This window comes from Pseudoroseomonas cervicalis ATCC 49957, assembly GCF_000164635.1.
Lineage (GTDB): Bacteria > Pseudomonadota > Alphaproteobacteria > Acetobacterales > Acetobacteraceae > Pseudoroseomonas > Pseudoroseomonas cervicalis.
On sequence record NZ_GG770787.1, the window covers coordinates 5,944 to 7,218 of the forward strand.

A 1,275-nucleotide genomic window follows, 5' to 3' on the forward strand; every position below is an offset into this window, starting at 1 on the left:
CGCCCAGGCCGCCGACGGCACCGCCGCCGAGGTCCGCACCGTCGCCGCCGCGGCCGAGCAGATGGCCTCCGCCGTGCAGGAGATCGCCCGCCAGACCGGGCAGGCGACCCAGGTGGCCAATGCCGCGGCCGAGGCGGCGCGGCGCAGCGACCACACCATGCAGGAGCTGAGCGCCGCGGCCGCGCGCATCGGCGACGTGGTGCAGCTGATCGGCGCCATCGCCGGCCAGACCAACCTGCTGGCGCTGAACGCCACCATCGAGGCGGCGCGCGCCGGCGAGGCCGGCAAGGGCTTCGCCGTCGTCGCCGGCGAGGTGAAGACCCTGGCCAACCAGACCGCCAAGGCCACCGAGGAGATCGGCAACCAGATCACCGCCATGCGGCAGGCGACCGGCGCGGCGGTGGACGCCATCGCCCGCATCGCCGGCACCATCGCCGAGATGGACCGGATCAGCGCCGGCATCGCCGCCTCGGTCGAGCAGCAGGGCGCCGCGACGCGCGAGATCGCCCGCGCCGCCGCCGCCGCCGCGCGCGGCACCAACGAGGTCGCCCGCCGCAGCGAGGAGGTGCGCGGCGCCGCCGGCGAGGCGCGCCAGCAGGTCGGGCTGCTCTCCGGCGCCGCCGAGACGCTGCAGGCCCGCAACGCCACGCTGCGCGAGGGGGTGGAGCGCTTCCTGCAGCGCATCGCCTGAGGCGGCGGCCGGCTTGCCGGGGGCGCGCGGCGGGGGGAGGATGGCGCCCCGCCCTGCCATCCCCCCTGCCGAGCCCTGGTGCCGCCATCGCCGCCCTGCCTTACCTGGCCCTGTCCTGCGCCCTGTTCGCCGCGATCGGCATCGGCCAGCCCTTCCTGCCGGCCTTCCTGGCGGCGCGCGGGCTCAGCCCGGGGGAGATCTCCCTGGCCCTCGCCCTCGGCTCGGCGGTGCGGCTGCTGGCCGGGCCGCTGGCCGGGCGCCGCGCCGATGGCATGCCCGATCCGCGCCGCTTGCTGGCCGCCGCCGCCTTCTGCGGCGCCCTGGCGGCGCTGGGCTACGGGCTGGCGGCGGGCCTGGGCGCGCTGCTGCTGGCCCAGGCGCTGTTCAACGCCGCCAGCGCCCCGCTGGTGCCGCTCTCCGACACGCTGAGCCTGGCCGCCGCGCGGCAGGGGCGCCTCGATTACGGGCTGGTGCGGGCCGGCGGCTCCATGGCCTTCATGGCCGCCGCCATCCTGGCCGGGCTGGCGGTCGGCCGCTGGGGGGCGGGGGCGGTGCCGCCGCTGCTGGCGCTCGCCATGCTGGCC

Annotated in this window: 2 protein-coding genes; both read left to right on the forward strand. The window is 78.7% G+C overall.

Features of this window, described 5'->3' with window-relative positions:
* The coding region (locus tag HMPREF0731_RS18990) for a methyl-accepting chemotaxis protein (protein WP_007005827.1) at positions 1 to 691 on the forward strand (691 nt) is incomplete at its 5' end.
* Positions 692 to 825: 134 nt separating this feature from the next.
* The coding region (locus HMPREF0731_RS24520) for an MFS transporter (protein WP_281015368.1) at positions 826 to 1,275 on the forward strand (450 nt) is incomplete at its 3' end.